General features: G+C 69.9%; 18 protein-coding genes. 12 read left to right on the top strand and 6 right to left on the bottom strand.

Annotated features, from left to right (window positions below; genetic code table 11):
• Positions 1 to 3: 3 nt before the first annotated feature.
• Positions 4 to 3,774 (bottom strand): multifunctional oxoglutarate decarboxylase/oxoglutarate dehydrogenase thiamine pyrophosphate-binding subunit/dihydrolipoyllysine-residue succinyltransferase subunit, encoded by a 3,771-nt coding sequence (locus tag ACQ3HE_RS14205; RefSeq protein ID WP_430893207.1) that lies wholly within the window; start codon positions 3,772 to 3,774, stop codon positions 4 to 6.
• Between the two features lie 134 nt (positions 3,775 to 3,908).
• On the opposite strand from ACQ3HE_RS14205, the gene guaB1 reads away from it, so the two are divergent.
• Both guaB1 and ACQ3HE_RS14195 read left to right on the top strand, forming a co-directional pair.
• On the top strand, positions 3,909 to 5,348 hold the full coding sequence (guaB1, locus tag ACQ3HE_RS14200; RefSeq protein WP_430893206.1) for a GMP reductase: 1,440 nt from the start codon (positions 3,909 to 3,911) through the stop codon (positions 5,346 to 5,348).
• A gap of 48 nt (positions 5,349 to 5,396) precedes the next feature.
• Entirely contained in the window at positions 5,397 to 5,696 is a 300-nt protein-coding gene (locus tag ACQ3HE_RS14195; RefSeq protein ID WP_430893205.1) for a hypothetical protein, read from the top strand.
• 15 nt (positions 5,697 to 5,711) lie between these two features.
• Here ACQ3HE_RS14195 and ACQ3HE_RS14190 read toward each other — a convergent pair whose 3' ends face one another.
• Positions 5,712 to 6,557 carry a LysR substrate-binding domain-containing protein gene (locus tag ACQ3HE_RS14190; RefSeq protein WP_079003972.1) on the bottom strand — a complete coding sequence of 282 codons (846 nt, stop codon included), beginning with the start codon at positions 6,555 to 6,557 and terminating at the stop codon, positions 5,712 to 5,714.
• 203 nt (positions 6,558 to 6,760) lie between these two features.
• On the opposite strand from ACQ3HE_RS14190, the gene ACQ3HE_RS14185 reads away from it, so the two are divergent.
• From ACQ3HE_RS14185 to ACQ3HE_RS14175, 3 genes are all read left to right on the top strand, one after another.
• Positions 6,761 to 8,074, top strand: a complete 1,314-nt coding sequence (locus tag ACQ3HE_RS14185) for an MFS transporter (RefSeq protein WP_430893306.1) — start codon at positions 6,761 to 6,763, stop codon at positions 8,072 to 8,074.
• Between the two features lie 149 nt (positions 8,075 to 8,223).
• The gene (locus ACQ3HE_RS14180; RefSeq protein ID WP_137243333.1) at positions 8,224 to 9,543 is read left to right on the top strand and encodes a hemolysin family protein; all 1,320 of its coding nucleotides are present in this window, start codon (positions 8,224 to 8,226) and stop codon (positions 9,541 to 9,543) included.
• Complete coding sequence (locus tag ACQ3HE_RS14175; RefSeq protein ID WP_064295254.1) at positions 9,540 to 10,589, top strand: hemolysin family protein; 1,050 nt, start codon at positions 9,540 to 9,542, stop codon at positions 10,587 to 10,589. The genes ACQ3HE_RS14180 and ACQ3HE_RS14175 overlap by 4 nt, the downstream gene beginning before the upstream one ends.
• 75 nt (positions 10,590 to 10,664) lie before the next feature.
• On the opposite strand, the gene ACQ3HE_RS14170 is transcribed toward ACQ3HE_RS14175, so the two are convergent.
• Positions 10,665 to 11,741, bottom strand: a complete 1,077-nt coding sequence (locus ACQ3HE_RS14170) for an NADH:flavin oxidoreductase/NADH oxidase (RefSeq protein WP_159879273.1) — start codon at positions 11,739 to 11,741, stop codon at positions 10,665 to 10,667.
• Positions 11,742 to 11,881: 140 nt separating this feature from the next.
• Between ACQ3HE_RS14170 and ACQ3HE_RS14165 the strand changes: the two genes are divergently transcribed.
• The 7 genes from ACQ3HE_RS14165 (at position 11,882) to ACQ3HE_RS14135 (ending at position 18,938) form a co-directional block, all read left to right on the top strand.
• A complete protein-coding gene (locus tag ACQ3HE_RS14165; protein WP_138944715.1) occupies positions 11,882 to 12,745 on the top strand; it encodes an ADP-dependent NAD(P)H-hydrate dehydratase in 864 nt (287 codons plus the stop codon).
• A 149-nt stretch (positions 12,746 to 12,894) separates the two neighbouring features.
• A complete protein-coding gene (locus ACQ3HE_RS14160) occupies positions 12,895 to 13,422 on the top strand; it encodes an FMN-binding protein (protein ID WP_430893204.1) in 528 nt (175 codons plus the stop codon).
• Between the two features lie 20 nt (positions 13,423 to 13,442).
• On the top strand, positions 13,443 to 14,330 hold the full coding sequence (locus ACQ3HE_RS14155; protein WP_430893203.1) for an FAD:protein FMN transferase: 888 nt from the start codon (positions 13,443 to 13,445) through the stop codon (positions 14,328 to 14,330).
• A 58-nt stretch (positions 14,331 to 14,388) separates the two neighbouring features.
• Positions 14,389 to 15,930 carry an FAD-dependent oxidoreductase gene (locus tag ACQ3HE_RS14150; protein ID WP_430893202.1) on the top strand — a complete coding sequence of 514 codons (1,542 nt, stop codon included), beginning with the start codon at positions 14,389 to 14,391 and terminating at the stop codon, positions 15,928 to 15,930.
• Between the two features lie 89 nt (positions 15,931 to 16,019).
• Positions 16,020 to 17,249 (top strand): glycosyltransferase 87 family protein, encoded by a 1,230-nt coding sequence (locus tag ACQ3HE_RS14145; protein WP_079707400.1) that lies wholly within the window; start codon positions 16,020 to 16,022, stop codon positions 17,247 to 17,249.
• A 2-nt stretch (positions 17,250 to 17,251) separates the two neighbouring features.
• A complete protein-coding gene (locus ACQ3HE_RS14140; RefSeq protein ID WP_079707231.1) occupies positions 17,252 to 17,560 on the top strand; it encodes a thiamine-binding protein in 309 nt (102 codons plus the stop codon).
• A gap of 76 nt (positions 17,561 to 17,636) precedes the next feature.
• On the top strand, positions 17,637 to 18,938 hold the full coding sequence (locus tag ACQ3HE_RS14135) for an MFS transporter (RefSeq protein ID WP_430893201.1): 1,302 nt from the start codon (positions 17,637 to 17,639) through the stop codon (positions 18,936 to 18,938).
• Between the two features lie 36 nt (positions 18,939 to 18,974).
• On the opposite strand, the gene ACQ3HE_RS14130 is transcribed toward ACQ3HE_RS14135, so the two are convergent.
• Genes ACQ3HE_RS14130 through ACQ3HE_RS14120 form a run of 3 tightly spaced genes read right to left on the bottom strand, consistent with a single transcriptional unit; the run spans position 18,975 to position 22,017 of the window.
• Positions 18,975 to 19,625 (bottom strand): response regulator transcription factor, encoded by a 651-nt coding sequence (locus ACQ3HE_RS14130; RefSeq protein WP_056012577.1) that lies wholly within the window; start codon positions 19,623 to 19,625, stop codon positions 18,975 to 18,977.
• Positions 19,622 to 20,854: a hypothetical protein gene (locus ACQ3HE_RS14125; protein WP_430893200.1), complete on the bottom strand. Its 1,233-nt coding sequence runs from the start codon at positions 20,852 to 20,854 to the stop codon at positions 19,622 to 19,624. The genes ACQ3HE_RS14130 and ACQ3HE_RS14125 overlap by 4 nt, the downstream gene beginning before the upstream one ends.
• Positions 20,851 to 22,017 carry a sensor histidine kinase gene (locus ACQ3HE_RS14120; protein ID WP_137243324.1) on the bottom strand — a complete coding sequence of 389 codons (1,167 nt, stop codon included), beginning with the start codon at positions 22,015 to 22,017 and terminating at the stop codon, positions 20,851 to 20,853. Before ACQ3HE_RS14120 ends, ACQ3HE_RS14125 begins: the two co-directional genes overlap by 4 nt.
• Positions 22,018 to 22,095 lie beyond the last annotated feature (78 nt).

Genomic DNA, 22,095 nt, shown 5'->3' with positions numbered 1-22,095 from the left:
AGGTCAGAGCGACAGCGCGGTGCGGAGGAGCTCCGCCTGCTCGGCGGCGTGACGCTTCGCCGAACCCGTGGCGGGGGAGGCGGACGCGGTGCGCGACACGTTGCGGATCGTCCGACCCTCGAGGTGCTTGGCGGCCTCCAGGCAGATGAACGGCCACGCGCCCTGGTTCTCCGGCTCGTCCTGTACCCACACCAGTTCGGCGTTCGGGTACTGCGCGACCACGGCGTTCAGCTCGGCCACCGGGACCGGGTAGAACTGCTCGACGCGGACGAGGGCGATCTCGTCGTTCGGCTGCTTCTGCAGCTCGCTGAGGAGGTCGTAGTGGATCTTCCCGGAGTGCAGGAGCACCCGCTTGACCGCGGCCTTGTCGGTGATCCGTGCGTCGTCGATCACCGGCTCGAAGCGGCCGGAGGTGAAGTCCGCCACCGGGCTGGTCGCGCCACGCAGACGCAGCATCGCCTTCGGGGTGAAGACGACGAGCGGCCGACGCGGGCGGGCGTACGCCTGGCGACGCAGGAGGTGGAAGTACGACGCGGGGGTCGACGGCCGGGCGACGGTCATGTTGTCCTCGGCGCAGAGCTGCAGGAACCGCTCGATCCGCGCGGACGAGTGGTCGGGGCCCTGGCCTTCGTAGCCGTGGGGGAGGAGGAGCGTGACACTCGACCGCTGCGACCACTTCTGCTCGGCGGAGGAGATGAACTCGTCGATGATCGTCTGCGCGCCGTTGGTGAAGTCGCCGAACTGCGCCTCCCACAGCACGAGCGCGTCGGCACGTTCGACCGAGTAGCCGTACTCGAAGCCCATGACCGCGTACTCGCTGAGGAGCGAGTCGTAGATCCAGAAGCGGGCCTGGTTGTCGCTGAGGTTCGCGAGCGGCAGCCACTCCTGGCCGTTGACCCGGTCGTGGAGGACGGCGTGACGCTGCACGAAGGTGCCGCGGCGGGAGTCCTGTCCGGACATCCGCACCGGGGTGCCCTCGATGAGTACCGATCCGAGTGCGAGCAGTTCTCCGAAGCCCCAGTCGATGTTGCCGTTGCGGCTCATGTCGAGACGCTTCTCGAGGAGCTGCTGCACCTTCGGGTGCACGGTGAACCCGGCGGGCTTGTTGTTGAACGCGTCGCCGATGAGCTGCACGACGCCCTCGGAGACGCCGGTCGTCTCGAGTTCGCCGGAGTAGCCGTCCTCGTCGAGGACCTCGGTCGGGATCGGCGTCGGCGAGGTCTGCTCGGCGTGCGTCTCCATGAAGGCGCGTTCGAGGCGGTCCTGGAAGTCGCGGTGCGCGGCCTCGTACTCCTCCTCGGTGATGTCGCCACGGCCGACGAGCGCCTCGGTGTACAGCTTGCGGACGGAGCGCTTCGCCTCGATGAGGCTGTACATGAGCGGCTGCGTCATCGACGGGTCGTCGCCCTCGTTGTGGCCGCGTCGGCGGTAGCACACGAGGTCGATGACGACGTCGCGCTTGAACTCCTGGCGGTACTCGAAGGCGAGCTCCGCGACCCGCACGACGGCCTCGGGGTCGTCGCCGTTCACGTGGAAGATCGGCGCCTGGATGGTCTTCGCGACGTCGGTGTTGTAGATGGAGGAGCGGCCCTCGCCAGGAGGCGTGGTGAAGCCGACCTGGTTGTTGATGACGACGTGGACCGTGCCGCCCGTGCGGTAGCCGCGCAGCTGGGACAGCTGCATCGTCTCGAGGACAACGCCCTGACCGGCCATCGCCGCATCGCCGTGGATGAGGATCGGGAGGGTGCCGAACGCGCCGATCGGCCCGCGGTCCTGCTTCGCGCGGACGATGCCCTCGAGCACGCCGTTGACGGCCTCGAGGTGCGAGGGGTTCGCTGCCAGGTAGACCGGGATCTCGCGGCCGTCCTCGGCCTTGAAGGTGCCCTCGGTGCCGAGGTGGTACTTCACGTCGCCGGAACCGTGGCTCGCAGGGTCCTGCGTTCCCTCGAACTCGCGGAAGATCTGCCCGTACGTCTTGCCGGCGATGTTCGTGAGGACGTTGAGGCGGCCGCGGTGGGCCATACCGATCGCGACCTCGTCGAGCTGGGCCTGCGACGCACCCTGGAGGATGGTGTCGAGCAGGGCGATGGTGGACTCGCCGCCTTCGAGGCTGAAGCGCTTCTGGCCGACGTACTTCGTCTGCAGGAAGGTCTCGAAGGCCTCGGCCTCGTTGAGCTTGCCGAGGATGCGCATCTGCTCGTCGTGCGTCGGCTTCTCGTACTTGCGCTCGACCTTGCTCTGGATCCACTTGCGCTGTGCGGGGTCCTGGATGTGCATGTACTCGATGCCCGTGGTGCGGCAGTACGAGTCGCGGAGGACGCCGAGGATGTCGCGCAGCTTGGCCGTGCGGGCCGAGCCGAAGGCGCCCGTGACGAACTCGCGGTCGAGGTCCCAGAAGGTCAGGCCGTGGGTCTCGATCTCGAGGTCGGGGTGCGAGCGCTGCACGTACTCCAGCGGGTCGATGTCGGCCATGAGGTGGCCGCGGACGCGGAACGCGTTGATGAGCTCCTGGACGCGGGCGGTCTTGTCGACGGCGTCGGCGAGGTCGACGCTGATGTCGGGCGACCAGTGGATCGGGTCGTACGGGATGCGGAGCGCGGCGAAGATGTCCTGGTAGAAGCTGCGGCTGCCGATGAGCAGCTCGTGGACGACCTTGAGGAACTCGCCCGAGCCGGCACCCTGGATGACGCGGTGGTCGTAGGTGCTCGTGAGGGTGATCGTCTTGCCGATCGCCAGCTCGTTGAGCGTGCGCTCGGAGGCGCCCTGGAACTCGGCCGGGTACTCGAGGGCGCCGGCGCCGATGATGCAGCCCTGGCCCTTCATGAGACGGGGGACCGAGTGCACGGTCCCGATGCCACCGGGGTTCGTGAGCGAGATTGTGACGCCCTGGAAGTCGGCTCCGGTGAGCTTGCCCTTGCGGGCGCGGGTCACGAGGTCCTCGTACGCCGAGAGGTACTCGTTGAAGGTGAGGGTGTCGGCGCGCTTGATGCCCGGCACCATGAGGGCGCGGGAGCCGTCGGGCTTCGGGAGGTCGATGGCGATGCCGAGGTTGATGTGCGCCGGGGCGACGACCGTGGGCTTGTCGTCGGTCTCCTCGTAGTAGACGTTCTGGCTCGGGAAGTCCTTCAACGCCTGGATGAGGGCCCAGCCGATGAGGTGGGTGAAGCTGACCTTGCCGCCTCTGGCGCGCTTCAGGTGGTTGTTGATGACGATGCGGTTGTCGATCATCAGCTTCGCCGGGATGGTGCGCACGCTCGTCGCGGTCGGGACCGTCAGGCTCGCGTCCATGTTGGTGGCGAGCGACTTGGCCATGCCCTTCAGCACGGTGACCTTGTCGACGTCCTCCGGAGCGGGTTCGGTCTGGTCGCTCTTCGGCTGCTGGACCTGGTTCGGGCTCGTCATCGGGGCGTCGGCCGGGATCGGGGCCGGCTTCGCCTGGACCGAGGTGGTGCGCGCGACCGGCTGCGCGCCGATGACCTGGATCGGGGCCGTCGGCGGGTTGACCCGGGCCGCCGCCTCGTCCGCCGCCGCAGGGGTGGGGGCCGACGCCGTGGCGCCGGCGGCTGCCGCATCGTCGTCCGACTGGCCGCCCGTCGTTCCCTGGGCTGCGCCGTTCACCGGCCGGTAGTGCTCGAGGATCGGCCACCAGGAGCGGTCCACGGAATCCTTGTCGACGAGGTACTGCTCGTACATCTCGTCGACGAGCCATTCATTGGCTCCGAATTCGTTCGTTGCGCCGTCATCGGCGCCCACTCCGGTCATCTGGCTCGACACCGTCGATCGCCCACTCTCTCCGTTGAATTCTCACTGTTTGCAGGCAGGGAACATGCCCGCACGATCCAGTCATCAAGCCTAAACCCATTCCGTCGTCGGTGCGGCTCGGACGCCGGTCGGGATACGGTGTTCTCATGCGGTTCATCGGTGAGATTCCCAGCCACGACCTGACGTACTCGGACGTGTTCCTCGTCCCCAGCCGCTCCGGGATCACGAGTCGACTCGACGTCGACCTTGCTCCGGACGACGGCACCGGCGCCACGATCCCGATCGTCTCCGCCAACATGAACTCCGTCACCGGGCCACGCCTCGCGGCGGCACTGGCGCGGCGCGGCGGACTCGGCGTCCTGCCGCAGGACATGCCGCTCCAAGAGCTCGACGCGGCGATCCGCTGGGTCAAGGAGCAGCCGGTCGCCTTCGACACGCCGCTGATCATGCGCGCCGATCAGACCGCGGCCGACGCCCTGCGCCTGATCCCCGCGGTCGCCGGTCACGGCATCGTGCTCCACGACGAGCGCGACGCATTCGCCGGCTGCATCCCGGCCGCACGTCTCGCCACGGCGCTTCCCGACGCACGGCTCGGCGACCTCGCTCGCGGGTCGCTCGCCTCGATCGACGCCGACGACGTGACCGGTGGCCGGGCCGCGTTCGACCTCATGGTCGCGGCCGACCTCGAGTTCGCGCCCGTGCTGCACCACGGCGCGGTCGTCGGCACCCTCAGCCGGACGAGCGCGCTCCGCTCGACCATCTACACGCCGGCGCTCGACGCGTCGGGCCGACTGCGGGTCGCCGCGGCGATCGGCATCAACGGCGACGTCGCTGTGAAGGCGCAGGCGCTCGCCGCCGCCGGGGTGGACGTCCTCGTGATCGACACCGCCCACGGGCACCAGGAGGGCATGCTCCGGGCGATCGCGGCCGTCCGTGCCCTCGGTCTCGACCTCCCGATCGTCGCCGGCAACGTCGTGTCCGCCGTCGCGGTGCAGGACCTCGTCGACGCCGGTGCGGACATCCTCAAGGTCGGTGTCGGACCCGGTGCGATGTGCACCACGCGGATGATGACGGCGGTCGGACGTCCGCAGTTCTCGGCCGTGCTCGAGACGGCCGCGACCGCCCGCGCACTCGGCGCGAAGGTCTGGGCGGACGGTGGCGTCCGCTACCCCCGCGACGTCGCCCTCGCCCTCGCGGCCGGTGCGTCCTCGGTCATGATCGGGTCCTGGTTCGCCGGCACGATCGAAGCCCCCGGTGAGCTGCAGCGCGCCGCTGACGGGTCGCTCTACAAGGAGAGCTGGGGCATGGCGTCGACCAAGGCCGTGCACGAGCGCTTCGGTCGACTCGACCCGTTCGAACTCGCGCGGAAGACGCTCTTCGCCGAGGGCATCTCGTCCTCCCGCATCACGATCGACCCGCTCCGGCCCTCGGTCGAGGACCTCCTCGACATGATCACCGCCGGGGTGCGCTCGTCGTTCACCTACGCGGGTGCCGACTCGGTCCCCGGCTTCCACGAGCGCGCCATCGTCGGCGTCCAGTCGGCCGCCGGGTACGAGGAGGGCAAGGCGCTGCCCGTCTCCTGGTGAGCCGGGGCGCTGGTGCGGCGCGCACGACCGCGGTGGGATGATGGGCCCATGGTGGTGAACGGTGGGACGCACGGGTTCGGTGTCGGCATGCAGGTCCTCGTGCTCGTGGACCCGGGATCCGATCCCTCGACGGGGGAGCGTGTCTCCGGGATCATCGTCGCACCCGGCCGCCAGCGTGCCGCGGCGTTCGTCTCGGTGTGGACCGAACAGTTGACGACGTGGATCGTCGAGTTCGACGAACCCTTCACCGCGCCCGACGGCAGCGGCCCGCACGAATCGGCCGAGGTCCGCGAGACCTACCTCATCCCGGCGCCGTTCGCCGAGCAGTCGGAGTCCGTCGACGCCTGACCGCCATGTGCTCGCTCAGGCCAGCGACCGGTCCATGATGGCCGAGGAGAGCGCCTCCACCGGGCCGGCAGCCGCCAACGGGTTCGCGAGCAGGGTGAAGTCGACGCCGCCCAGGGTCGGGAGTTCCAGCCGGTTGCTCAGCATGACGAGGTCGCTCGGGATCAGGCTGCGCGGGAAGACCGCGACGCCGAGCCCGGCCCGCACCGCCGCGAGGACGCCGTTCACCTCCCGGGTGCTGCAGGTGATCCGCCAGGTGCGCCCGGCGGCCTCGAGGGCGTCGATCGCCAGCTGCCGGGAGAGACTCGGGTCCTGGTAGGCGATGAGGGGGACGGGCTGGCCCGGCTCGATCGTGGTCTTCTCGAGACCGACCCAGACCATCGAGTCGGTCCGTACGAGCTTGCCCTCGTTCTGGCCTGGGTGCATCTTGATGAAGATGAGGTCGAGGGCGCCCGCCTTCAGCCGACGGTAGAGCGGCCCGCTCTGGTTCACCGTGAGTTCGAGGTTCAGCTGCGGGTGACCCTGACGGAAGTGCCGCAGGATCCGGGGGAGCTGGGTCATCGCGAGGTCGTCGGCGGCCCCGAAGCGGAGGCGACCGCTCATCGCCGAGCCGGTGAAGTAACTCTCCGCCGAGGCGTGTGCAGCGAGGATGGTCCGCGCGAACCCGGCCATCGCATCACCGTTGTCGGTCAGGCGGACCGCTCTCGTGTCCCGGACGACGAGCCACCGGCCGGCGGCCTCCTCGAGCCGTCGGATCTGCTGACTGACCGTCGGCTGGCTCAACCCGAGCTGCGCGGCGGCACGCGTGAAGTTCTTCGTCTCGGCGACGGCCAGGAAGGTGCGCAGCAGGGCGGGGTCGAACATGCATGAGCCGATCATTCGGGAATCGAATAGGACTGATAGGGATCATCCTGCTCGGAAATGGCCGCGTCGGCAATAGCGTGGACGGGAGCCGACGGCCTCCGCGGCTCCACCCATACGACACGCACTCGACATACGAAACGCTGGCCCTCTCCGTGACCCCTCCATCCGACACCGCCGTCGCTCCACCGCCGCCCACCGCCCCCATGCCGATCGTGGGGGAGCGTCCCGCCTGGCGGGACACCTTCTCCTCGCTCCGCGTCCCGAACTTCCGACTCTTCACGATCGGTCACATCGTCGCGACGACCGCGATCGGGATGCAGCGCATCGCGCAGGACTGGCTCGTCCTCGAGCTCTCCGGCAGCGTCGCCGCCGTCGGGATCACGGTCGCCATGCAGTTCGCGCCCATGCTGCTGTTCGGACTGCTCGGCGGCGTGATCGCGGACCGCTACTCCAAGCGCGTGCTGCTCATGATCACGCAGTCGCTCGCCGCCGTCCTCGCGGTCGCGCTGTCGATCCTGACGCTCAGCGGCGCGGTCGAGGTGTGGCACATCTACGTCATCGCCTTCATGCTCGGTCTCGTCACCGTCGTCGACAACCCGGCGAGGCAGGTGTTCGTGAACGAGCTCGTGGGCCCGGCGAGACTGCGGAACGCCATCAGCCTCAACTCCGCCGTCTTCCAGCTCGGCCAGCTCGTCGGTCCGGCCGTCGGTGGTGTCCTCATCACCGCCGTCGGTTCCGGGTGGTCCTTCGCGATCAATGCCCTCGCCTGCTCCGGCGTCGTGCTCACCCTGGCGCTCATGCGCGTCTCGGAACTCGTCCCGACGCCGGTCGTCGCGAAGGCGAAGGGCCAGCTCAAGGAGGGACTCGGGTACGCCATGCGGAAGCCGGCCATCCGGTGGACGGTCATCATGGTCGCGTTCATGTCGGTGTTCGCGTTCAACCTGCCGGTCCTGCTCGCCGCCTACGCCTCGGACGTCTTCGACATCGGCGCGAGCGGCTACGGGTTCCTCAACGCCCTCGTCGCCGTCGGCGCGCTGACCGGTGCGCTCGCGTCGACGAGGCGCGGGGGGGTGGACCTGCGCATCGTGATCGTCGCGGCGGCGGCGGTCGGCGTCCTGCAGGCGGCCGCCGGGGCGATGCCCGTGCTCCTCCCCTTCGCCCTCCTGCTCGTCGCGGGCGGGGTCGCGAACCTCCTCTTCATCACGGCGGCGAACTCACTCGTCCAGCTGTCGTCCAACATGGCGATCCGTGGCCGGGTGATGTCGCTGTACATCCTGGTGCTGCTCGGCGGACAGTCGATCGGCGGTCCGCTCATGGGGTGGCTCGTCGAGGTCGCCGGGGCACACGTGGGCATGATCGTCTCGGGTGGGGTCCCGGCGCTCGCCGCGGCGTGCATCGGCGTGCGGTTCCTCCTCCTGCGGCGTCGGAAGCATCGCGCGGCCGAGGAGCGCCGGCGTCTCGCGGAGGCTGAGAAGAACCCCGGAAATCCGGGGTCCACAGCCGCGGATGTCCGATAGACTCGTCCGCACAATGGACGACCCTCCTTCAGACAGATCCCCCGGCCACCATCCCAGCCCCGTGCTGACCCGATCACGGGCGACGACCGCCCACCCGGGCGACGGAACCCCCACTCCGGCATCGACCGCTCAGCACGGACGGGATCGTCATGTCTGAGTGGATCATGCTCGGCGTCGGCCTCGTACTGACCATCGGGACGGGCTTCTTCGTCGCCTCCGAGTTCGCGCTCGTGAACCTCGACCGCGCCGACCTCGAGGCCCGCCGCGACCGTGGCGAGACCCGCCTGACGATGACGATCGCCGCGCTCAAGATCACCTCGACGCACCTGTCGAGCGCGCAGCTCGGGATCACCCTGACCACGCTCCTCACCGGGTACACCATGGAGCCGGCGCTGTCGTCGATGCTCGCCGGTCCGCTCGGCTCCATCGGGATCCCCGAGGGCGTCGTCGCCGTCGTGGCGACGATCGTCGCGATCACCCTCGCCACGCTGCTCAGCATGATCATCGGCGAGCTCGTCCCGAAGAACTTCGCGCTCGCGCTGCCCCGACAGACGGCCAAGTTCGTCGTCCCGTTCCAGACGGCCTTCACCTGGGTGTTCAAGCCCGCCATCGTCGTCCTCAACGGCAGTGCCAACGGCTTGCTGCGGTCGATGGGCATCGAGCCCAAGGAGGAGCTGTCGGGAGCCCGGACGGCCGAGGAGCTGTCGTCCCTCGTGCGTCGATCGGCGCTCGAGGGCACACTCGAGGCCGACACCGCGACCCTGCTCAACCGCACCCTCCGCTTCTCGAGCCACGATGCGTCGGACGTCATGACGCCCAGGCCGCGCATCGCGTCGATCCAGCGCGGCGAACCCGCCCAGGCGGTGCTCGCCCTCGCGAGGTCGACCGGCCACTCGCGCTTCCCGGTCACCGATGCCGACGTCGACGACATCACCGGTGTCGTGCATGTGAAGCAGGCCATCGCGGTCCCGCGCGACCGACGCGGCGAGGTGCCCGTCTCGGCCCTGCAGTCGCCGGCCCTGCGCGTCCCCGAGACGATGAAGCTGGACGTACTGCTCTCGCAGCTGCGCGGACGCGGCTACCAGATGGCCGTCGTGGTCGACGAGTACGGCGGCACCGCCGGCGTGACCACCCTCGAGGACCTCGTCGAGGAACTCGTGGGCGAGGTCGCCGACGAGCACGACCGTTCGCGTGCCGGGGTGGTCCGCGGACGCGACTCCACGACCTTCCCGGGCAGCCTCCGTCCCGACGAGCTCCTCGAGCGCGCCGGCGTGCGTGTCCCCGAAGACGGTCCGTACGAGACGGTCGCGGGCTACGTCATGAGCGAACTCGGACGACTCGCGGTCTCAGGCGACGAGCTCGAGCTCGAGGACGGCACGCTCCGCGTGGAGCGACTCGACGGCCGACGGATCGATCGGATCCGATTCACCCCGAGACCCGTCGTGTCGGAGGACGGTGGTGACGTATGAGCGACTGGGCAGGAATCGCCTGGCTCGTGGTGCTGCTGCTCGCGAACGCCTTCTTCGTCGGCGCCGAGTTCGCGGTCATCTCCGCGCGTCGGTCGCAGATCGAACCCCTCGCCGAGCAGGGGAGCCGGAGCGCCAAGACCGCGCTGTGGGCCATGGAACACGCCACGCTCATGTTGGCGACGAGTCAGTTGGGCATCACCGTCTGCTCGCTGCTCATCCTGAACGTCTCCGAGCCGGCGATCCACCACCTGCTGGAGGTGCCGTTGGCGCTCACCGGCTGGCCCGAGGAGACCATCGGCACGGTGGCGTTCATCATCGCGCTGCTGCTCGTCTCCTACCTCCACGTGGTCTTCGGCGAGATGGTCCCGAAGAACCTCTCCTTCTCGATCCCGGATCGTGCGGTCCTGCTGCTCGCTCCGCCGCTCGTCTTCGTGGCGCGCGTCTTCCGTCCGATCATCGTGTCCCTCAACGCGACCGCGAACGCCGTCCTCCGTCTGTTCCGGGTGGAGCCGAAGAACGAGGCTGCCAGTGCCTTCACGCTCGACGAGGTGGCGACCATCGTCGACCAGTCCACCCGCGAGGGTGTGCTCACCGACTCGACGGGTGCGCTCGTGGCGGCGTTCGAGTTCACCGAGAAGAAGGTCCACGACGTGGCCCTGCCGCTCGGGAGCCTCATCACGCTGACGGAGGAGGCCACCCCCTCGGACGTGGAGCGCGCCGTCGCCAAGTACGGCTACTCCCGCTACGTGATCGTCGACGACGAGTCGGTGCCGATCGGCTACCTGCACCTGAAGGACGTCCTGCGGTACGACGACCTCGACGGCAGTGGCGACGAGGAGCGGCCGGTGCCCGCGAAGCACATCAGGCAGCTCGTGTCGGTGTTCGAGGATTCGGACGTCGAAGACGCACTGACCACGATGCGCCGCTCGGGAGCACATGTCGCCCGGGTGTTCGACGAAGCGGGCGCCACCACCGGGGTCCTCTTCCTCGAGGACATCATCGAGGAGCTCGTCGGCGAGGTCCAGGACGCCACCCGGCGTCGCTGATCGGACGCCGGAGCACGGACACGACGACGGCCCGCACGCGATCGCGTGCGGGCCGTCGTCGTGTCGGGGTCGCGCTCAGGCGCGCGGCTTGGCCCGCTCGTACTGGCCCGGCCAGGCCACCTCCACACCGAGCTCGGTGGCGGCGCGCAACGCGAAGTGCGGATCACGGAGCGCCTCGCGGGCGACCATGACCGCCTCCGCCTGCCCGTCGGCGACGATGGCCGCGGCCTGCTGGGCGTCGGTGATGAGTCCGACGGCGCTCGTGTCGACACCCGTCGACCCGATGTGCGCGGCGAACGGGACCTGGTACCCGGGGGAGAGCGGGATGCGGACGCCGCCGACGGCTCCGCCGGTGGAGATGTCGAAGAAGTCGGCCCCGCGCTCGGCGCACCAGGCGGCGACGGTCGCGGTCTGGTGTTCGTCCCATCCGTCGTCCACCCAGTCCGTGGCCGAGAATCGGACGAACAACGGCAGACCGGCCGGGAGGACCTCGCGCACCGCATCGACGACCCGCAGGAGGAGCTTGGCCCGGTTCTCGAGCGAGCCGCCGTAGCCGTCCTCGCGGTGGTTGACGAGCGGGGAGAGGAACTGGTGCAGCAGGTAGCCGTGCGCGGCGTGGAGTTCGATCACCTGGAAGCCGGCGTCGACCGACCGGACGGCCGCCGCCCGGAAGTCGTCGACGACGCGGTCGATGCCCTCATCGTCGAGGGCTTCCGGCACCGCGTAGCCCGGGAAGGCCTCGGGCGACGGGGCGACGGTCGACCAGCCGCCGTCCTCGATCGGGACGCTGCCCTGACCGTCGGTGCCCCAGGGGGCGAACGTGGAGGCCTTCCGGCCGGCGTGCGCGAGCTGGATGCCGGGCACGGAACCCTGCTCGGTGATGAACGCGGTGATCCGTCGCCAGGCGTCGCGCTGTTCGTCGTTCCAGATGCCTGCGTCCTGGGGCGAGATCCGGGCCTCGGGGCTGATCGCAGCCGCCTCCGAGATGACGAGGCCGAAGCCGCCCGCCGCGAACTGGCCGAGGTGCACGAGGTGCCAGTCGGTCGGGACGCCGTCCTGGGCGGCGACGCTGTACTGGCACATCGGGGCGATCCACAGGCGGTTGGGGATGGTGAGGTCGCGGATGGTGATCGGATCGAACAGCTGGGGCACGGAACTCCTCGGGTCTCGGGGCGACGGGCGTCGCCACTCGGCCCAACGTTCCGGAATGCGTTCGGATTCCCGCCTGCAGGATGACCGACGATCGACGGCTCAGCGTCAGTCCGCCGCGACGACTGGCCTAGGGTGATGGCATGGCCGAACCGCGACTCTGGACCCCTGCCGACGCACGAGACTGGATCGCCGTGCCCGACGCCGACTCGGACAAGTACTCCCGGGGTGTCCTCGGCGTCGTGACCGGCTCCGACCGCTACCCGGGTGCAGCCGTCATCGGTGTCGAGGCGGCGATCCGCACCGGCGTCGGCATGGTGCGCTACCTCGGCGCGGACCGTCCGGCGAACCTCGTGCTGCAGCGCCGCCCCGAGATCGTGACGGCGGAGGGGCGGGTGCAGGCGTGGCTCATCGGCTCCGGCATGGACCCCGGCAAGCTGACCCGCGAGGAGAGCTCCCTGCTCGACGCCGCCCTGCACGGGGGCGAGCCGGTCGTCGCCGATGCCGGGTCGCTCCGTCGCGTCGCAGCGGGTGCGCACCAGCGGGCGTTCGGTGTCGACGAGTCGTGGCGCATCGTGGCCACACCCCACGTCGGAGAACTGGCGACCATGTTGAGCGGACTGGGGAGCCCGGCCGAGGTCGGGGCCATCCGTGCCGACCCCGTGTCGTACGCGGCCGACGTCGCCGCCCGCCTCGGCATCGTCGTGGTGCTGAAGGGCGGCACGACCCACGTGGTCGCGCCGGACGGCGACGCCATCACGGTCTCCGGCGGATCGCCGTGGCTCGCGACCGCCGGCACCGGCGACGCCCTCGCCGGGATCATCGGTGCGCTCGTCGCCACGAACGCCGAGCGCGTGCTCGCCGACCCCGGCTGCCTGGCGAGCGTCGCCGCCAGCGGGGTGCTGCTGCACGCGGCTGCCGGGGACGCCGCGGCGGCCGAGGGCCCGCTGGCCGCGCTCGACGTGGCCGAAGCGGTGCGCGGCGTCGTCGGTGGTCTCCTCCGCTGAACGGTCGTTCATCGGTGGACGAAGGACAACTCCCAGAACGCTCATAGCTCGCCCATAGGGAAGCTCAGGACACTGGTGCCACCGCGGCAGAGACCTCGCCACGGCGGCCGCCGCACCGCGGCCCACACATCGCCCGAGGAGATTGAACGATGCGCAACCCCACCACCACCCAGCCTCCCGTCCGCACGCCACGCCTGTCCGTGGCGGCGAAGAAGACGACCTTCGCAGCCCTGACCGGCCTCACCCTCGTCGGCAGCCTGGCCGGTTGCTCGGCGGCCGACGCCGGCAGCTCGACCACGACCACGTCTCCCGAGACGAAGAGCACGGTGGCGCCGGAGGCGACCACCTCCACCGATGCTGCAGCGGGCTCCGGCGCCACCGACTACCAGGACGGCTCGTACACCGCGGACGGCAGCTACCAGTCGCCGAACGGCACCGAGTCGATCACGGTGACCGTCACGCTCGCCGAGGACAAGGTCACGGCGGTCGACGTCGTCTCGCACGCCGAGAGCGCGAACAGCAAGCGCTACCAGGCGGAGTTCATCTCCGGGATCGCAGCCGAGGTGGTCGGCAAGGACATCGACAGCCTCAAGGTCTCCAAGGTCGCCGGTTCCTCGCTCACGAGCGGCGGCTTCAACGCGGCCATCGACACGATCAAGACCGAAGCGAAGGGCTGAGCCGCGGGGCCGGACCGACGATGAGCGAGACGACACTGCGCTTCGAGGCGATCGGCACCGGATGGGAGCTCGACACGACTCTCCCGCTCGAGCCCGAGACCGCTGAGGCCGTCGCCGCGTGCATCGACCGGTTCGACCGGACGTGGTCGAGGTTCCGGGACGACGCGTTCATCGCGCGGTTCGCCGCCGGCCCGGTCTCGACCGCCTTCCCCGACGACGCGCGCAAGGACGCGGTCGCACTGCTCGACACGTACCGGCGTCTGCACGATGCCACCGCCGGGGCCGTGACGCCGTTCATCGGCACCTCGCTCGAACGGCTCGGCTACGACGCCTCCTACTCGCTCGTCCCCCAGGGCCCGGCGGTCGCCGCCCCGCACTGGGACGACGTGGCCCGGTGGGACGGCGAGGTGCTCGAGACGAGCCTCCCGCTCGTGATCGACATCGGTGCGGCCGGCAAGGGGCGGCTCGTCGACCTCGTCGCGGACCTCCTCCGCAGCCACGGTCACGAGTCCTTCACGGTCGACGCCTCGGGCGACCTGCGTCACGAGCACGGGTCCCGCCCGGCGGACCCGCTCCGTATCGCGCTCGAGCATCCGTACGATCCCAGTAAGGCCATCGGGGTCGCGACGATCGACGACGGAGCCCTGTGCGCCTCCGCGACCAATCGTCGTGCCTGGGGCGACGGACTCCACCATGTCATCGACGGCCGGACCGGCGAACCGACGAGGACCGTCGCGGCGACCTGGGTCACCGCCCCGGACGCGATGGTCGCCGACGGACTGGCCACCGCGCTGTTCTTCACCGACCACGAGACCCTGGCGGAGGCGTTCACCTTCGAGAGCGTCCGCATGTTCACGACCGGTCTCACCGACCGGTCCGTCGGGTTCCCCGGCGAACTCTTCACCTGAGTCACGCGCCACAGGGCCTGAGCCCGGACGGCACCATCTCCCAGAAAGCAGACCGCACATGAACGGCCGCACCGGCTCCTTCTTCGGCACCGTCCTCGGGCGGGTCACCATGTACCGCCTCGTGACGCTGTCACTCGGCACCCTCGCGATCTACGCCTTCGTGCTGTCGCTGTTCGGGCAGGTGTTCTACAAGCCGCTCGAGCTCCTCGCCACCCTGGCAACGCTGCTCGTCGTCGGCTACCTGACGAACCGCCTGTTCGGCGCGCTGTTCCAGGTGCAGCCGCACAGCGAGTCGTCCGTCATCACCTCCCTCCTGCTGTTCTTCATCCTGTGGCCGACGAGCGAGCCCACCGCGCTGGCCTGGATCGCCCTCGCCGCCACGGTCGCCTCGGCGTCGAAGTACCTGCTCGCGATCCGGGGCCGACACGTCCTCAACCCGGCGGCCATCGCCGCACTCGTGATGAGTGTGCTGGCGAGCTACGTCACCCTCCCCGGCGTGTCACCGTCGGTCTGGTGGGTCGCCAACCCGTGGCTGCTGCCCGGTGTCGTCATCCTCGGCGGCCTCGTCCTCATCCGGACGAAGCGACTCACGATGGCACTCGTCTTCATCGTGCTCTCCTGGGCACTCGTCACCGTCCGGCTCGTCACCGGTGGTCAAGAGCTGGGACCGGCACTGCTGGCTCCGCTCACGTCCTACCCGATCCTCTTCCTCGCCGCGTTCATGCTCACCGAGCCGCTCACGCTTCCACCGCGGCGCTGGCAGCAGCTCGCCGAGGCGGCGATCGTCGCGGCGCTGTTCTCCATCCCGTTCACGCTCGGCCAGGTGGCGTCGACCCCCGAGCTCGCGCTCATCGTGGGCAACGTGCTGGCGTTCATCGTCGCCCGTCGTCGGGGGATGCGACTGACGCTCGAAGGCACCCGCGCGCTCACCCCGACGGCGGTCGAGTACCAGTTCAGCTCGAAGCGATCGATCCCGTTCGCGGCCGGCCAGTACCTCGAGCTGTCGCTGCCGCACCGCGGAGCCGACGTCCGCGGCTCGAGGCGCGTCTTCAGCATCTCCTCGCCACCCGACGACGACCGTACGATCCGCGTGGCCATGCGTGTGCCCGAGCGGGCCAGTAGCTTCAAGCGGGCGCTGAACGCGCTGCCGGTCGGCGCGAGCCTCTCGGCGACCGGTGTGTGGGGCGACTTCGTCCTGCCGAAGGACACGAGCAAGCCGATCCTGCTCCTCGCCGCCGGGATCGGGATCACCCCGTTCGTCAGCCAGCTCTCACGACTGCACCTCCGTGCCGACCAGCGCGACGTCGTCCTCGTCTACGTCGTGTCCGACCCGCAGGAGCTCGCCTACGCGGCCGAGCTCGAGACCTGGGGGACACCGGTGCTCGTCGTGGGACCGACGGACGACGTCCGGCTGCCGGACGGCTGGCGTGGTCTCGGACCCGGGCGCCTCGACCACGAGCGCCTCGCCGAGGCCGTCCCCGACCTTGCCGAGCGCGAGGTCTTCATCTCCGGTCCGCCCGCGATGATCGAGGCCCTGAAGCCAGCCCTGCGTGGGATCGGCGTCGGACACGTCCGCACCGACGCCTTCAGCGGGTACTGATCAGCAGGCTCGCGGACCCGACCCGCTCGGGCGTCGAGCGAGTGGCGGACCGGTTCCACCGGCGGCACGAGCCTAGGATGGTCCACGTGATGCGGCGTTGGCTCCTCTGGTGCGGGTTCGGCCTCGTGCACCTCCTCGTCGGCTGGCTGTGCCTCGTGGCGGAGGGCCTCCCGCTCGGCGACGTGGTCCTCGTGTACCGGCCGTGGGTCGAACAGGCGACGTCCGGCGGCCCGATCCCCGCCATCGACGAGCCCTGGGTCTATCCGATCCTCGCGATCGTGCCGATGCTGATCCCCCTGCTGCTCGGCAGCGCCGGGTACGGCGTCGGCTGGCTCCTGCTGGTGACCGCGATGAACGCCGGGGCGTTCGCGGTCCTCCTCGGCAACGGCCACTCGCGCCCACGGCTGATCGCGGCATGGTGGTGGCTCGCGTTCCTCCTCCTGCTCGGACCGATCGCGCTCGCCCGGATCGACTCCGTGACCGTCCCCATCGCGATCGTCGGGCTCCTCTGGGTCGCCGGCCGCCCGCGCGTCGCCGCCGTCCTCCTGACGCTCGCCGCCTGGATGAAGATCTGGCCGGCGGCCCTGATCGGCGCGATCGTCCTGGCGCACCGCCATCGCGGACAGGTCCTGGTCGCGGCGGCGGCGACGTCGGTCGTGGTCCTCGGGGTCGGCCTCGTGCTCGGCGGTGCGAACGCCGTCAGCTTCGTGACGGAGCAGACCGGACGTGGTCTTCAGATCGAGTCGCCCATCGGCAACGCCTACCTGTGGCTCGCCGTCCTGGGTGTCCCGCAGAGCTTCGTCTACTACGACCGCGACATCCTGACCTTCCAGGTCACCGGCCCGGGTGTCGACACGGCGATCGCCGTCATGACGCCGCTGCTCGGCCTCGCCGTCGCCGGGGCGGTGCTCCTCGGGGTGCTCGCGGTGCGGTCCGGACGCCCCCTCGTGCAGGTGCTCGCGCCGTTGTCGCTCCTCTTCGTCCTCACGCTCATCATCTTCAACAAGGTCGGGTCACCGCAGTTCGCGATGTGGTTGGCTGCACCGGTGATCCTCGGGATCGTCCTGCAGCGTCGGCGCTTCGTCGCGCCGGCCGTGCTCGCGCTGATGATCGCCGCGCTCACGCAGCTCGTCTACCCCTACCTGTACCTGTGGTTGCTCAACGTCGACCCGGTCCTCGTGACCGTGCTGACGGTCCGCAACCTCGCCTACCTGGTCCTCGCCGGCTGGGCCGTCCACGCACTGTTCACCCCGTCCCACCACGACGAGGACGTCTCGTCGGTGTCCATCCCCGTCCCCGCTCGAACCCACAAGGAGTGACCATGCTCGTCGCCTTCTCCGTCGCCCCCAGCGGCTCCGGCAACTCGGACGGTTCCGTCCACGACGCGGTCGCCGCGGCCGTGCGGATCGTCCGCGAGTCCGGCCTGCCGAACCGGACCGACTCCATGTTCACGACCATCGAGGGGGAGTGGGACGAGGTGTTCGCGGTCATCAAGGACGCCACCGAGGCGGTCGGCGCCTACGGCAGCCGGGTCTCGCTCGTCCTCAAGGCCGACATCCGTCCCGGCTACACGGGTGAGCTGACCGCCAAGCTCGACCGCCTCGACGCCGCGCTCGAGAACGACGGCTGAGCCCACCCCCGAGCGGTCGTCCGGTTTCGCCGCTCGGGGACTCGAATCGATTCGAGGATTCCCGTACACTCGATCCATGCCCACCATCCTGGACGGGTCGACGCAGCTGTCGCCGACCCGTGTTCGTCTTGCCATCCTCGCGCTCGCCGTCGGGGCCTTCGGCATCGGTACGACCGAGTTCGTGGCGATGGGTCTGCTGCCGAACATCGCGATCGACCTCCTGCCCGAGCTGGCCGCTCGCAGCCAGGAGCAGGCGAACGCACAGGCCGCCTGGTTGATCACGGCGTACGCGCTCGGCGTCGTGGTCGGTGCGCCGACGATCGCCGCGCTCGTCGCGCGATACCGGCGCAAGACCGTCCTGCTCTGGCTGGGCGTCGCGTTCACCGTCGGCACGTTCGCGTCTGCGGTCCTGCCGAGCTTCGGCCTCGTCCTCCTGGCCCGGTTCGTCGCGGCCCTGCCACACGGCGCCTACTTCGGCATGGCCGCCCTCGTGGCCGCGAGTCTCATGGGGCCGGGGAAGCGCGGCAAGGGCGTCGCGCTCGTCATGACCGGGCTGACGATCGCCAACGTCGTGGGCGTGCCGTTCGCGACCTGGGTGGGCCAGGAGTTCGGGTGGCGCTCCGCCTACCTCATCGTCACCGGCATCTTCGCGCTCGCGACCGTGACCATCTGGTTCGCCGTGCCGGTGCAGGCGGGCAACCCGCAGCAGACGATGCGTCGGGAACTCCGTGTCTTCCGACGCGGCCAGGTGTGGTTCGTGCTCGGGTTCGGGTCCATCGGGTTCGGCGGGCTCTTCGCCGTCTACAGCTATCTCGCGCCCCTGGTGACCGAGGTCTCGGGGGAGTCGGCGACGCTCGTCCCGTGGGCGCTCGCGACCATGGGGGTCGGCATGACGATCGGCAACCTGGTCGGTGGGCATCTGGCGGACCGTGGGGTGAAGCGAGCCCTGATCGTCTTCTTCGCGCTCATGATCGTGGTCCTGACCGCCCTCGCGCTCACCGCGACATGGACCCCGACCATGTTCCTCTTCGTTTTCGCGGTCGGCTTCGCGTCGCAGGGCCTCGGTCCGGCCATCCAGACGAGGCTCATGGACGTCGCCGGCGACAGCCAGTCGCTCGCCGCAGCGCTCAACCACTCGGCGCTCAACATCGGCAACGCGCTCGGCGCCTTCCTCGGCGGTGTGGTCATCGCCGGTGGCCTCGGCTACCTCGCCCCGGTCTGGACCGGTGTGGTGCTGACCGTGATCGGGCTCGCGATCGTCATCACGAGCTTCTCCGTCGAACGCCGGCAGCTCCGGCGCGAACTCCTGCGGGCGAACGACGCCGAGGATCGCCGGATCGCGGACCGCAACCCGCCGACGGCACCGATCCCCGTCTGACCGACACCCGCGCGCTCGCGTCGGCGCACCGCGCTGCTAGTCGACGATGATGCCGTCGAGGATCGCACGCTTGCGCAGGGCGACCTTCGTGCCGACGTCGATGCCGGCGTTGCGGTACTTCTCGCGGATGCGCTTGAGGTAGCTCTTCGCGGTCTCGTCGGAGATGCCGAGGCTCTCGGCGACCATCTTCACGGGCTCACCGGCGGCGTACAGCGCCATGACGCGACGCTCCTGCGCGCTGAGGCGGGGGCCGGTCCCGGAGGCGCCGCTCGCGAGGGCGAGGTCGAGCTCGGGGGAGATGTAGGACTCACCGCGTGACGCCGCACGGAGGGCGTGCACGATGGTCTCGGCGTCCTCGCTCTTCGCGAGGTAGCCCAGGGCACCGGCGGCCAATGCCTCTCGGACGACCGCCGGGTCGCTGTAGGTGCTCATGAGGACGGTCGTGACGCCCGTGGTCTTCAGCGTCGCGAGCTTCACGGCGACCGGGACGTTGTCCTTGAGGTCGACGTCGAGCAGCAGGACGTCGACGGGGAAGGCGGGGTGCGTCAGTAGCTCCGGCCAGGACGGGGTCACGACGACGAGTTCGATGTCGTCGGCGACGCTCCTGATCCATTCGGTGAGCGCACCGAGCAGCATCCGGTGGTCATCGACGATGCCGACCCTGATGCGAGACTCCTGTGACGTCATTGACGTTCCCCTTTCCGCTGGCCCGCAGCAGGATTGTCGACGGTGCTGTCGATCTCGATCCTGATCCGGGATTTCTGGTACGTGTCCGTGGAGCTGCCCACTCGTCCGAGCGCTTCCCACACCGCGGGATCCACCTTGGCGCGTTGCACTCCGACCGCTTCGAGGACGATCGGGATGACGAGCGCACCAGATCGGCCCGGTCGTTCGGAGCGGTCGACCGGTCCGAGCGTCAGCACAGCTCTGGCACTCTGCGCATCTGCTTCCCCGAGGAGCAACCATACTGCAGAGAGCAGTCCATCCCGCTGATCCGTTGCGAGATACGTCGCAAGTCGCTCGGGGTCGCGCAGGGTCGCGCGGTCCGACAACACGGACGACTCCTGGAACGCGTGCTCGAGCCAGGACTCCTTGCCCTCGGACATCAGATGACGCCGGAGCTCGGTCGCGAGGCGTGAGGCGCGCGCCGCGAGCTCGGGGCTGAGGGGGAGGTCGACCGAACCGTCGGCGACACCGACGAACAGCTCCTCCGCTTCGAGGTCGAGGGTGACGAGTTCCTCCGAGTCGAAGAACCCGAGTGCGTCCCGGACGCTCGCGACCGTGGAGGCGACCATGACCCGGTCGAGTTCGAGGCGGACGATCCGGCGGTACTGGGAGACGATCGCGCAGGCGATGAGCGGGGGGACGACGGCGACCGCGGCGAAGAGCAGCTCAGCCCCGAGCGTCGCGGTCTGGGTCCGCGTGACGGTGAGGATCGACCCCACGAGCATCAGCCCGAGCACCACGGTCGCGGCGGCGATGTCGCGGACCGGGCGGAGGGCGACGACCGCGAGCAGGACGCCGCCGACCGCCGCGGCCGCCGTCGGATAGACGCCAACGGCGTCGCGACTCCAGACGCTCGCGAGGTCGAGGGCGGCGACCACCACCAGCTGGATCAGGAGCGCGACGAACAGCCGGTCCGAGAGGTGGAACGCGGAACGGCGGAGCAGGAGGAAGGTCGACGCGATCGCCACGGTGAGCAGCAGCCAGGCGACGACGCTGAGCAGTGGCCGCGGATAGTGGTGGACCGATCCGACGAATCGGATCGCGGCGTAGACGACGAGGATGAGGCCGGACACCGACAGTCCGATGCCGAGCTGTGTCGTTCCGAGCGACGAGCGCTGCCGGTCGATGGCGCGCCGATGGCGGTAGCGCCGGGTCGGCCCGGTGGCCTCAACGAGGGCGTCGACACTCATGCTTGCGGGACCTCCAGGATGACGGTCGTCCCGGCCCCCGGGGCGGAGAAGACGCGCGCCTGCCCACCGACCTCCTGGATGCGCGCGACGACCGATTCCGCGACGCCGAGGTGGCCGTCCGGCACGGCCGACGGATCGAACCCGGTGCCGGTGTCGGTGATGAGGAGTCGGGCGGTCAGCTCGTCGATCGAGACCGTGACGTCGGCCGAGTCGACCCCGGAGTGACGCCGGACGTTCTCCAGGCACTCCCCGAGCGCGAGGAGGAACGCCTCCCGCACGCGTGGGTCGAGGTTCGCCTGTCCACCGCCGTAGACGTTGACCGTGAGTCCGAGCCCGGCGAACCGGTCCGTCACGGCCTCGATGCCCTCGTCGAGGGTGAAGTCGGCACCGCGCTGGAGGATGTACGAGCCGGAGGAGACGGGGCTGAGCTCCTCGCCGAGGCGGAGGCTGCGGAGCAGATGCGCGTCGTTCCCGGCCTGCGAACGGAGGGCTGCGGCGTCGACGCCGCGTCCGGAGTGGGCGAGCATCGTGAGGGTCGCGAGCGCAGTGTCGTGCAGCAGTCGTGCGTCCTGGCGTCGCTGTGATTCGGCCTGGCTCGCGAGCCTCTCGGCGTTGTAGGCGTTGCCGATGGTGTCGACCCGGCGGATGAGCCGCGGGATGCTCGTGTCGAGCCACCCGCCGAAGGCACCGATCGCGACCCACACGACCGCTGTCAGGCCGATGGTCGGGACCGTGAGCGCGGTGGGCCCGGTGACGACGATGATGGTGACCGCCGTCACGACGAACGCGGTCAGGAGCAACGGCCAGGTGCGCCGGAGCGGCACGAGTCGGGCCGCGACGGCGCCCATGCCGAGGGAGGTGATCGCGGCGATCGCGCTCGCGGAGCCGACCTGGCCGGTGTTCCCGTCGGACAGACCGATCACGATCACGACCCCGACACCGACCAGGAACACCAGCACCACCCACCGACGGCCGTCGTACTGCTCGGCGGCCACGTGGGTGAGCGCGAGGGCGGCGACGAGGACGAGGAGGACGGTGTACCGACCTCCCGAGACGACGCCCGGGACGCTGAGGATCATCGCGGCCGTGACGCACCCCGCGAGTCCGAAGAGACGCGTCGTACGCAGCAGCAGCCGTCGCTGGGTCCTCGCCACCCGATCCATGCTCACGCTCCTCTGAGGAGTCACCCTATCGGGTGACACGACCGCCGCGGAACGGGTGTCGGACAGACGGGGCGCAGC

Source organism: Plantibacter auratus (assembly GCF_050587365.1).
GTDB classification, from domain to species: domain Bacteria; phylum Actinomycetota; class Actinomycetes; order Actinomycetales; family Microbacteriaceae; genus Plantibacter; species Plantibacter auratus.
This window is presented reverse-complemented; position numbering and strand designations above follow the sequence as displayed.

What these genes read in the sequence shown, in the direction of transcription:
- ACQ3HE_RS14125 (WP_430893200.1), bottom strand. Translation starts at nt 20,854, where the DNA reads ATGAGTGTCGACGCCCTCGTTGAGGCCACCGGGCCGACCCGGCGCTAC.
- ACQ3HE_RS14180 (WP_137243333.1), top strand. Translation starts at nt 8,224, where the DNA reads ATGTCTGAGTGGATCATGCTCGGCGTCGGCCTCGTACTGACCATCGGG.
- ACQ3HE_RS14150 (WP_430893202.1), top strand. Translation starts at nt 14,389, where the DNA reads ATGAACGGCCGCACCGGCTCCTTCTTCGGCACCGTCCTCGGGCGGGTC.
- ACQ3HE_RS14120 (WP_137243324.1), bottom strand. Translation starts at nt 22,017, where the DNA reads ATGGATCGGGTGGCGAGGACCCAGCGACGGCTGCTGCTGCGTACGACG.
- ACQ3HE_RS14140 (WP_079707231.1), top strand. Translation starts at nt 17,252, where the DNA reads ATGCTCGTCGCCTTCTCCGTCGCCCCCAGCGGCTCCGGCAACTCGGAC.
- ACQ3HE_RS14130 (WP_056012577.1), bottom strand. Translation starts at nt 19,625, where the DNA reads ATGACGTCACAGGAGTCTCGCATCAGGGTCGGCATCGTCGATGACCAC.
- ACQ3HE_RS14190 (WP_079003972.1), bottom strand. Translation starts at nt 6,557, where the DNA reads ATGTTCGACCCCGCCCTGCTGCGCACCTTCCTGGCCGTCGCCGAGACG.
- guaB1 (WP_430893206.1), top strand. Translation starts at nt 3,909, where the DNA reads ATGCGGTTCATCGGTGAGATTCCCAGCCACGACCTGACGTACTCGGAC.
- ACQ3HE_RS14175 (WP_064295254.1), top strand. Translation starts at nt 9,540, where the DNA reads ATGAGCGACTGGGCAGGAATCGCCTGGCTCGTGGTGCTGCTGCTCGCG.
- ACQ3HE_RS14195 (WP_430893205.1), top strand. Translation starts at nt 5,397, where the DNA reads ATGGTGGTGAACGGTGGGACGCACGGGTTCGGTGTCGGCATGCAGGTC.
- ACQ3HE_RS14160 (WP_430893204.1), top strand. Translation starts at nt 12,895, where the DNA reads ATGCGCAACCCCACCACCACCCAGCCTCCCGTCCGCACGCCACGCCTG.
- ACQ3HE_RS14185 (WP_430893306.1), top strand. Translation starts at nt 6,761, where the DNA reads ATGCCGATCGTGGGGGAGCGTCCCGCCTGGCGGGACACCTTCTCCTCG.
- ACQ3HE_RS14145 (WP_079707400.1), top strand. Translation starts at nt 16,020, where the DNA reads ATGCGGCGTTGGCTCCTCTGGTGCGGGTTCGGCCTCGTGCACCTCCTC.
- ACQ3HE_RS14165 (WP_138944715.1), top strand. Translation starts at nt 11,882, where the DNA reads ATGGCCGAACCGCGACTCTGGACCCCTGCCGACGCACGAGACTGGATC.
- ACQ3HE_RS14135 (WP_430893201.1), top strand. Translation starts at nt 17,637, where the DNA reads ATGCCCACCATCCTGGACGGGTCGACGCAGCTGTCGCCGACCCGTGTT.
- ACQ3HE_RS14155 (WP_430893203.1), top strand. Translation starts at nt 13,443, where the DNA reads ATGAGCGAGACGACACTGCGCTTCGAGGCGATCGGCACCGGATGGGAG.